The organism is Gemmatimonadota bacterium, from assembly GCA_009838845.1.
In the GTDB taxonomy this organism is placed as follows: domain Bacteria; phylum Latescibacterota; class UBA2968; order UBA2968; family UBA2968; genus VXRD01.
The window spans coordinates 19276-29409 of the sequence record VXRD01000009.1 but is presented as its reverse complement, the minus strand read 5'-3'; the positions used below and the strand labels follow the sequence as shown (position 1 = coordinate 29409).

Below are 10134 nucleotides of genomic sequence, written 5' to 3'. Positions count from 1 at the left end.
GCCCCCGTTCGACTTTTTATACCCATTTTTGCACACGCTTGCATACAACTTTCTAAAAATATATCAAATATATTACAATTATTCCTAAGATTAAGTCTATTGTCAAGTATTTTTTCTGTCATCCCTTACTTTTATTAGCGCCACACGATTCCCGCACGACCAGACGCGATCTCAAGGTCACTTGACGAGGCGTATCCTGTCCCTCGAGTTTTTCCAGCATCAGATCCATCGCAGCTTGGGCAATCGCCTCGTATGGCATTGCCAGAGTGGTCAGAGCCGGCGTCATATAAGCCGCAACGTCAATATCCCCATAACCCACCACAGCCACATCATCGGGTATGCGAATACCCAATTCCCATAACCCTCGGCAAACGCCTATGGCCGTATAATCGTCCCGGCACACAAGAGCAGTAAACTGGTTACCGAGTTCTTTGCCCAGGCGATACCCCGCTTCTGCATTGATGGTACTGACAGGTGTGTAGTTGGGCGTCAGGCCGTGATTTTGCATCGCCAAGCCATACCCCTTGCCCTGGTTTGAAAGCGGGGTGTTATCATTCCAGTGCGATCCGAGAAACCCGATCCGCTCATGTCCCAATTTGATCAAATGCTCTGTGGCCTCGTAAAAATCCGATACAAGGTCCAATATGACCCCACTCAAATTTTGAGTTGGATAAAAAAATGTCACTACTGGCACGCGTCCCTTAACGACATCCAAAATACGCTCTGACTCTCCTTCGTCCCCTCGCGTATGAATTAAAAGTCCATCTACGCCCCAGGAAACCAACTGCTTGACCTGTATAATCTGGTCATCTCGTGGATTTTTAGGAATCCGGTTAGAGGCCACTCCCATCATGATCTGATAATCATACTCGTCAGCCACCTTCATTATCTGATCGGTCTGATGTCCAAATGTCTCCTGGAAAATCTGGTAGGTCAGCAACCCCAGTGTACCTGTTTTTCCCGTCACAATCCCCCGCGCCATCAAATTGGGATTGTAGTCCATATCGGCGGCTGTTTGTCGCACCAGTTCTCGTGTCTCCTCCTTCACCAATATCGAAGCTTTTGGAGACAGCGCACGTGAGACTGTTGAATACGAAATACCCAACTGCCTTGCTATATCTTTGATGGTAACAGACCTTTTGTTCATTAGATAATCCCTTTGCCAGGTAAACGACATAAACACTACAAAATTTAACAATTTTCGCAGAGATATGCTAACAAATCAGGTTTATTTTTTTGCTAATCGCTTTGCCTGTTCTACCAGGCCGTGGAACGGTGCCGGTTGTATGTCTTCTTTGGACATCGCTAATCCTCCTGAAAACTGTGAAGCGAGAACGCGCACACCCGGCTCCAATTGCTCCACATCCCTTGTGTATTTCGCGCGCGCACCCGCCAATAATATCGCTCGCCAGGATTCAACAGCCCTGCAAACTGCGGTTGCCAGCGCGTCTTCCCCACGTATGCCGTGCGGCTCACATATCGGTCAAAAGTGGGACACACGCACCACCGGAAATCCGGGTACCTGCTCACCTGTACGTGATAATCATCCACCTGTGACTCATTTCCCCCAGGACTTTTCCAGCGAAACTCAAAATCCGTCTGATCCAACTCTGCGTCATCATCTGGAAACACCGGTTCGGGTATATCCGGCGGTTTGATACAATGCTCCTCCTGCCATCCATAAGTTATCCGAACATTCCGCTTACCCTTTGTCTCGTCTCGATATTGAATGTGATTTTCACCACAGAACAGCGAGGGCAAAGATCGCGTTGCACACTGCAAATCCGTATCAAACCAGATTTTATCCACCCCCACATCGCCGGCATTTTCACCAGCCCACATCGCCACCTGAACATAATATTCGTAACGCGGTCCAACCCGCCATCCCGGATCCCAATCTCCCCGCCAGTCGAACAAAGCCGGATTCAAATACCAGTCCAGATCCACACACGCACTTGTCCGATGTCCCGCTGCCACCCAGACCGACCGCCAGTCATTTCCATCCAGAGACAGCAGCACCTCAAGCCCGTCTTTCCTGCTCGCCCGCCTGTAGGACAAACCCACCCGCGCCCCGGCAATGGGATATGGCGAATGTACCTTCCAGATCATTCGGGAAACGCGCTGCTCCTGAATCGGATGAACAGCAGGCAACCGCTCCGACATGTCCTGTACCACATTCACCTGCTGTTCTAACCCCCCCAGCGCCAGCGGATTTCGCAGATCGGGCCGATAGACCAGCTTGCCATTGGAATACCGCACCTCCGGATGCAACCGACGCCCTCGCACCACCGTCTTACCCACCTGATCCCAATAGCGCACCAACTTTTCGCCCGGCCGCAAGCGCATCGCCATCGTATGGGGCGGCGGCAACTGCGTCGTATCCTGTTGCAAACGACCATCTTCCCGAGTCCAGGCACCGCTCGGATTGGTCGGATACACAAATTCCCGATTCTTGAACTGCGCGCTGTAATAATCCTTCTCCGCCATATCCTTTCCCGCCAGCCCCAGATTCCTGTGCGACCTGCTCATCAGGTCGGGATCCCGCGCCAGATCGGCGACACTGGCCACCGTGCGGTTATCGCGTTTTAAGAAAAACACCATCTGATCTGTATCGAGCAAATGCCATGCCCCATTCGCCCACGCTTCGAAAATCGTATGACTGCACTGCCGCCCTCGACCGTGCCCATCCAGAATACCGCCAACCCACACCTCCCTCGACTTCACCCCCATCACCTCACCTAACCGACTCGTGGCAATCGCATACCCTATACACCCCTCAAACCCATACGCGTTGAACAACTTCACCGGATCGCTCACATCGTCATACCACGACATCCCGCATCGGCTGTCGTAAACCTCATCCACGACAAACTGCCACAACGCCATCATCCGCTCTTCTTCGTCCAGATCCCGCCCGCCTATCGCCTCTTTTGCCATCGCCTCTACCGACCACCAATCCCGCTGTCCATTTGCCATCAGCCACGGATTCACCAGATCTGTTTCACCCGTATTCTCGATCACCACATACAGATTTGGCTCAAACACCTGATCATAAGGCGGCATACTCGAATTTGGTCCCGGACAATACACCTCTGGTCCAAGAGTCACGGCATTCGACTCATCTACATATCCACCCATCCGAACCTCAAACACCTCTGCCTTCTCCGTCAGCTCAACCTGTTTCTCACAAGGCGCGCGGGGCACCAGCGCCTCAACGTGTTCCATATCCTTCAACTCATCCTGCTCTGGATGCCGATCAGAACCAACGGCGATATAATAATAAATCTTCCCCGGTATCAAATCCGCCACATCCACAAACCGATCCTCTCGGATAACACCGACTTCTTCAAACACACCATCCGCCCGATCCGCGCGATAAATTCGCATCCCCCGAGTGTCCTTGCACGCCACCCGCAGGGTGACGCAATTGACAGCCGTATCTAAAATTTTGAGTACCATATCCGAACCTCCCTCTGATCAAAGCGGAAAATCGCTTGATGGATCATCCACACACATGTTATATTTCCTCAAATCTTCCCTCCAACCGCCATTCCCAGGAGACACGCCATGAAACTCATCGAAACCGATCCCAACTCCGGCGCTGAAATCCACCAACTCATCGACGATCCCCGCCCCGCCGACAACATCTATGGCGAACAACCCTATTCCTCGGCTGATGGAAGCCGCGTCACAATCCGATATTACCCCCAAAACGATCAGGACGGCGGCCTGTCCTTCCTCGACCTTGCGGACGGCAGTCTCCACACTGTACTCGCCGAAGCACCCCATTTCCCCGCCTTCCATGCCTGGGGCGAACACCTCTATTACCAGCAGCAAGATGGGGACGCGCTCGTACTCAAACGCTGCAACTATCAGACCCTCGAAAAAGAAGCCATCACAACTTTGCCAACCGAAGAGGGCCGATTCAGCTATGGCACCACGTCCCAGGACGGGCGTTACTACGCTGCCAGTGTCCATCCCGAAGGCGGATCGAGCAAAGTCTGGTGTACAGACCTCTCAACCGGGAAAAGCAACACCCTTGCCCAGCGGGACGACTACCACTTCAAACACGAACAATTCTCCCTCGACGGCAACAACCGCATCCTCATTCAAGCCAATAAAATGCCCGACGTCAAATTCGTCCACCTCGGCGCCCTTGAACCCGACCGCGAAGGCATCACCTGGTTTCCCGTCGATCGCCCCCACACGCCGCGCCCCACCGGCCACGAAGCGTGGATTGGTACAACCGACCACATCTTCATCTCCACGGGACAAGACGAAGACAGCGAAGGCAACGTCTGGACTGCGGGCTTGCGCGACAATGCCCCAAATCTGGTTAGCAAAACTCCCCACCGCTTCGGTCACGTCAGCGTCTCCCATTGTGGCCGATACTGGGTTGGGGACGCCACCCAAGAAGAAAACATCCCCATCCACATCGGTTCCCTCGATTCGGGTCGTCACAAATGCCTCGTCCTCAGCCGCACCGAACACGACGACAACCAGTGGTCGCACACCCATCCTTACATGACCTCTGACAACGCGTGGCTCATCTACACCTCCAACCGCAGCGGTCACCCTCAGGTCTATGGTGCAAAAATCCCACAGGAGTTCTTGGATAGTCTTTCGTAAGCCTTCAAAACCCTCACCACCCGTGCACCCCATGCCCCGCATCTGGAAACCAGATTATATCCACCACCTTGGAGACCCCAATCCCGAACAAATATCCCACAATTGCCCCGTACCAAAACGGTAGCGACCGCCGATAAAGACTCACGCCCCCAAACTGTATGACAAAGGTCTTCATCAACCACACAATCAGCAAACAAAATCCGTATCGCCCCACGGGCAAAGCAATCGCCGCCGGGTGAAAAGGCCACCAGGACACCCGCGCCTTCAAATAAGTTAGCACGCCTGCCTCTGCAAACCCAAAAAACCACACCCCCAACTTCTGCGGATCGAACACCGTCAGCTTGCTCCCCTCAATCAACGACACCCTGCCCATCAGCACACCCCAGTCCCACAGCGCCATGTGCCCATTCAAACCACCCTCGGTATAACACCGGTAAAGCTGTGCGCCCACAGAAACCACAAAACCCGTCACAAACGCCACCGGGATGCACCCCCAGATCAGTGGATGCCGCCGCAGGTGATCGCCCAACATCCGAAAAAAATGCGTCACCGAAGGAATACACGTAATCCGAATCGGCACCCCGCAAAGCGCGTTGCTATTCACCAGCCAGATAGACGTCTGTGTTGCAGGTGGCAGATTCGACGTTCCGCCCAGAGCCAGGAGCACATCGGCTCCCTTTCCTCCCGCAGGAGACAAAAAAATAAATCCCGTAGTCGCCGCGTATTTGGTAATCCCAAAAAAACAGATAAACAGCAACAATAACTGCACCAGCATCACGGGAAACCGCATACCGGTAGACACCATCCACCCGCCCAAAAACACCGCTGAAGACAACAATCCCAGCCACGCCGTGCGATAAGAAACCGGAGCCCCGTCATCACCCTCGCGCCCCATTTCAAACGCCTTTTGCAACGTCTCCCGCAAATGCCCTCTGGCGACCCACACCGACCATCCCACCAGAAAAACCAGCGCCCCGTGCGATTCCAGCATCGCGATCTCGCCGCCCATCGCCGGCTGCCCGGGCAAACCCACCGTAAACCCCGTGCGGTTCAGCAACCCCTTTTTCAAAATATTCACAAAATCGTAAAACCAGAAACTGAACAGAATATCCAGCGGGCACAAATACGCCAGCCCCATAATCATCGGCTGCACCCGCAAAAAATAATCCGGAAAATGATGTCCCAGGGGCACGGCTTTGTATGTAGTCGAATAAAACAGGGTAATAGGCGGCAAGCTGAGCGCGAAATACCCGATGATATTCCAGCCAATAATCCCCGCCACGAAACCGAACCCAATCCAGAACACCTTATTCTTAAACACATCCGGCACCCGACTGCCTGCAGACTGCCTGAGCATATCCATCGGGAACGTCGCCATCGGAAAAACCAGCCGCTCCTTCTCGTGCCACTGTTTGTAAAAAATTACACTCGAAAAAAACCCTGCCCCAACCAGCGACAAACACGCCATCAACCACCAGAACAGCGGCCGGACCCAGGCCAGCCACGGGATAGCCCCATCCACCTCCACCCCGGTAAACAACTGCCCGATCACCGCCTCCGATTCCTCGGGAAACAGCCAGCGCGGGAAATAGGGCATCACTACCTCTCGCATCCGGTTCTCAGGCGAGGCATAGTGAGCCGGAGCCGCAATATCGGTCACCATATACATCGCCCACCCAATACCCGGCAAATTCCCCACCAACCACACCATGAAAAACACCGTCAACATCTCCATCCGGGACAGTGCCCACCCCCGCGCAAACAGCTTCAACACCGTATTGATCCCCAGCCACACCACAAACGGCAAAGCTACCGCTACGGGCATATAATTCTTCACCAGATTCCGCCCGAAATAGGACATGAAAAGCGCCATCCCCACAATCGTGAGCACACCTATCACCAGCGCGCGTCCCGTCACCCGTTCTCGGAGTGCTCCAGCTTGTTCTTCCACCACCTGCTTTTCATAGGTAGCCATCTCCCAACCTTTTTGGTCATCGCAACTGCTTCAACAGCCCCAAAGCCACATCGACAATCTGCTCGCCACACCCCGGCGCAAAGACGCTCGCCTCCGGCTCATATCCCCCTTCTTCATAAGACTGCCTCGTCGGCAAATAACCCACCGAATCATTGGCTAACTCGATCACTATAGTCTGCGAAAACGGAGACCGGGCTTTCAAATCCAACCCCAATTCCACCAGCAACTCCCCCGGCACAGCCGCAATCCCCAGGTCCCCAATGCGAAGTGCCTGCACCCATGTCCGCACCCGATCCGGCACATCGGCCATACGCCTGGTTATTCGACGCACAAAAGCGCGTTCGGCCATCGTGGGCCGCTCCATGGCCTCAATCTCCCTCACCCGCGCAAGGTCAGCCTCAGAAGGTGCTGGCTTGCGCGCCAGAACCACCTCTTGCATCGCCGCCCTAAGAGACACATCGGACGCAAAATCCATCTCATTCCACGCCCACAGAACGCCCGCTGCAATCAAACCCGCCACCCGTTCCGCATGCAGAGAACGGTCTTTCACAGGGCGCTTATCCCCCAGCACATCTATATTATTGATATCCCCACACGCGCCATTTGAAAGCGCAGCGACAAAAGAGGCATTCCGCATCCGCTGAATCAGCGTTGAAAAAATCCCAAAATAATCCGCAGAAATCGAATACGTGGATTCGGGCATACCGATATAATGCAGCGCGTAATTGGCCAGCAAACCAATCGCCCCCCCATCAACCCCCTGCAAACACAGCACGCCAATCTCCGGATCAATAGGTCCCATTGGCGCCACTACATCGGGATTGCTCACTCCGGGATTCGTGCGCACCGATCCATCGCGCATGCGATAGCGGCGGTTAAAAACCACGCGGTCTTCAAAAGCCCGTCCAAACCCCACCTGCGCTGGCTTTCGGTTCTGCCACGCCAGCCTCACCGCATCGGCAATCCGATCAATCAAAAACGCCGTATAAGCATCATCGCCCGTGACAGCCCCCGTGTGCGTATGCGTGCAAGAAATCAAAACCCGTTCTGCACTCAGTTCCGTCTCCTTCGCGATCCGTTCCTTAGCGCGGTCCAGGTAATCCCGCTTCACCCCGATCAAATCGCACACCACAATTGCCACACCTTCCCCTTCTCGTTCCACCACAAAACTGCGCACATGCAATGGATCGCGCACTTTCTCGGCGAACCGATCCTCAAACGATCCCGGAATCATCGTACCCAGCGGTGGTGTGACATCCAGACATGCAACCCCTGCGGTGATCATAGAACACTCCTTTTAAAAAAATCCTACGCTTTCTTCATTGCTTGTAGCGAGCGCCACGAATGAATCCCCGTCCGCCCCCAGGCTATCTCGGAAGGTACCGACTCATTGCCCACCCGATCCACGGCCGTCACGCGGTAATAATACGTTGTCGAACACCAGTAAGGCGTGGCCGAAGGCAACCCCCAGTCAATCCACCCCGGCTCTGAGGGTGAGGCAATCAGGGTGCGCTGGTCGCAGACAAAATTGGGATCTGTGCTGGTGTACACATTGTAGTGATGGAAATCCGGATCCGACACAGGTGCCCAGGTCACCTGTAATTCCGACACATCGCCAGTCTCCACATCTACCCCCGTCACCTGCGCAGGAGCCACCACATCTTCCCCACCCTTTTCGGAAGGGAGATATGCGGTATCATCAGTCAGCAGCAATTGATCCAGCTTCACATCCCGATCTGATGTTGTCGCCGTCAACACATGCGCGCCCCCATCCAGATTCAGCACAACAGGTCTTCCGCGCGCGTCCAGCACCCGCACCCATCCCCAACCATCTACCACTGCCTCACAGCACCCCACCTCCCGGTCATCACACCGTATATTGAATCCCAAAATGCGACCCAGTTTTCCCGCCACCCGTGCCCACAGACCATAGGATCCGGACCTGGGCACATCCACATCCATGTGTACCCATCCCGACTGCTCACTATCCTTCAACGACACAAAATACAGATTGGACGCTCGTCCATCGAACTGGTCGGTTAGCCCTTCTCGCCGCCCCAGTTCCGGTTCGACAAATAGCCGCACAGACTCTTCCCAAGGCTCACTTCCCACCCGCACTTCAGCAGAAGGTCGCCCCTCCAGACCGGAATATTCCACCATTGCCACCCGGTAAAACGCCGTACCCTCCCTGTGCGTCCTGTCTTCAAAAGCCCCCTCAATCACAATCCCCTCGCTGATCTGCTCAAATCCCTCGCCCGATTCTCGACTTCGGTAAACGTAATATCCCTTCAACTCTTTTGAGCGCGCGGGACGTTCCCACGTCAGCCTCACCCCCTGATCGCCCCATTCAGCCCGTAATCCTACCGGTGGATCGGGTCTTCTCAGCACAACCACATACACCTCGCCCCACAGCCCCACCATATCCGAATCAAAAACCACCTTGGTCCCATCGGGACTCACAATCGGCGCCGGATGCGTGGACTCGGCATCCGGATGCATTGCGTCCCAGCCCTGATAGGAGCTATTGTGGTGACAGATCCGGTGAATTCGCCCCCGCTCTTCAGTATGAATCAGCAAAATCTGATTGGCGTATGGCCCTCTATCCGTCACATCTGAAACAATCCACTCGTTATCAAAACTCCATCCCCCGTGCATGCCACCCGACAGATCGACGACCTGTCGCTTATTCGTGCCATCTTTATCCATCACCCAGATACTCGACTCTGAAGCATAAGACCATGCATGCCCGTCGTGCGCCCAATCCGGATGTCCCGCCTGTCCACAGGGCAACTCTGTTTTACCCGTTCCATCCGCCTGGATGATATAACTGCCCAGCCTCACCTCTTTGACCGGATCGTTCAAATTGTAAAAGATGGAATAATCTGCCCCCCGCGTGAACCGCAGCCGGTGAATATTGCCCTCAATGGGTACTTCTCGCTGTTTTCCGCTCTGGATATCGATCAGATAAACCGTCCACACCTTTTGATCCGGATCCTTTCGCCCCCGCACCAGGAGTTTCTTCTCATCGCTGCTCGGCGGACAAAACTCCACGTTGTGTTGCAGATCTACCGACGCGAGTTCGCACCTTTTTCCCGTCTTTACATTGACTGAACAGAATACCGTTCGAGAGCCGCGATTGGCGGAATAATACATCAAGTCCGGCTCCAAACCACTCCACAAAGGCCGCGGCACCCGTCCTTCTTCGCCGCGAATATGCAATTCCCGAATTCGCCCTCCATCCGCATCCATAAGCCAGTTTCCCCCGTGTTCGCCCGGTCGCCGCGACACAAAAAACAATGCGGAACCATCGGCATTCCACGCTGGAATATCGTAATAAATATGCCGCGAAATCGCCGGATCATGCGTCAGTTTCCACACCTCGGCATGCGTTCCCGTATCCCGAAAAATCGTGCGCTCAGATGCGTAAGCATCTCCATTTTTCAGCTTCTCATAAGGCTTGTGCCCATCCCGCACCGAAAGCGCCTCCAGGTTGTGAGAGCGATCAATGGCCATGTCAAATCTCCTTTTTT

6 protein-coding genes are annotated in these 10134 nt (G+C 54.4%); 1 reads left to right on the top strand and 5 read right to left on the bottom strand.

Going from position 1 to position 10134, the window contains the following annotated elements:
- Positions 1-118: 118 nt before the first annotated feature.
- Together F4Y39_01170 and F4Y39_01165 are read right to left on the bottom strand one after the other, a co-directional pair.
- Positions 119-1177, bottom strand: a complete 1059-nt coding sequence (locus tag F4Y39_01170; protein ID MYC12315.1) for a LacI family transcriptional regulator — start codon at positions 1175-1177, stop codon at positions 119-121.
- A gap of 128 nt (positions 1178-1305) precedes the next feature.
- A complete protein-coding gene (locus tag F4Y39_01165; GenBank protein ID MYC12314.1) occupies positions 1306-3459 on the bottom strand; it encodes a fibronectin type III domain-containing protein in 2154 nt (717 codons plus the stop codon).
- A gap of 108 nt (positions 3460-3567) precedes the next feature.
- Between F4Y39_01165 and F4Y39_01160 the strand changes: the two genes are divergently transcribed.
- The gene (locus tag F4Y39_01160) at positions 3568-4629 is read left to right on the top strand and encodes a hypothetical protein (GenBank protein MYC12313.1); all 1062 of its coding nucleotides are present in this window, start codon (positions 3568-3570) and stop codon (positions 4627-4629) included.
- Between the two features lie 13 nt (positions 4630-4642).
- On the opposite strand, the gene F4Y39_01155 is transcribed toward F4Y39_01160, so the two are convergent.
- From F4Y39_01155 to F4Y39_01145, 3 genes are read right to left on the bottom strand one after another with little or no spacing between them, the layout of a single operon-like run.
- Positions 4643-6604 (bottom strand): hypothetical protein, encoded by a 1962-nt coding sequence (locus F4Y39_01155; GenBank protein ID MYC12312.1) that lies wholly within the window; start codon positions 6602-6604, stop codon positions 4643-4645.
- Positions 6605-6620: 16 nt separating this feature from the next.
- A complete protein-coding gene (locus tag F4Y39_01150; GenBank protein MYC12311.1) occupies positions 6621-7889 on the bottom strand; it encodes a hypothetical protein in 1269 nt (422 codons plus the stop codon).
- Positions 7890-7912: 23 nt separating this feature from the next.
- A complete protein-coding gene (locus tag F4Y39_01145; GenBank protein MYC12310.1) occupies positions 7913-10117 on the bottom strand; it encodes a hypothetical protein in 2205 nt (734 codons plus the stop codon).
- Between the last annotated feature and the right edge of the window lie 17 nt (positions 10118-10134).

Excerpts from the sequence above, each read along its gene's own strand:
- F4Y39_01170 (MYC12315.1), bottom strand. The coding sequence starts at position 1,177 with ATGTCGTTTACCTGGCAAAGGGATTATCTAATGAACAAAAGGTCTGTT.
- F4Y39_01165 (MYC12314.1), bottom strand. The coding sequence starts at position 3,459 with ATGGTACTCAAAATTTTAGATACGGCTGTCAATTGCGTCACCCTGCGG.
- F4Y39_01160 (MYC12313.1), top strand. The coding sequence starts at position 3,568 with ATGAAACTCATCGAAACCGATCCCAACTCCGGCGCTGAAATCCACCAA.
- F4Y39_01155 (MYC12312.1), bottom strand. The coding sequence starts at position 6,604 with ATGGCTACCTATGAAAAGCAGGTGGTGGAAGAACAAGCTGGAGCACTC.
- F4Y39_01150 (MYC12311.1), bottom strand. The coding sequence starts at position 7,889 with ATGATCACCGCAGGGGTTGCATGTCTGGATGTCACACCACCGCTGGGT.
- F4Y39_01145 (MYC12310.1), bottom strand. The coding sequence starts at position 10,117 with ATGGCCATTGATCGCTCTCACAACCTGGAGGCGCTTTCGGTGCGGGAT.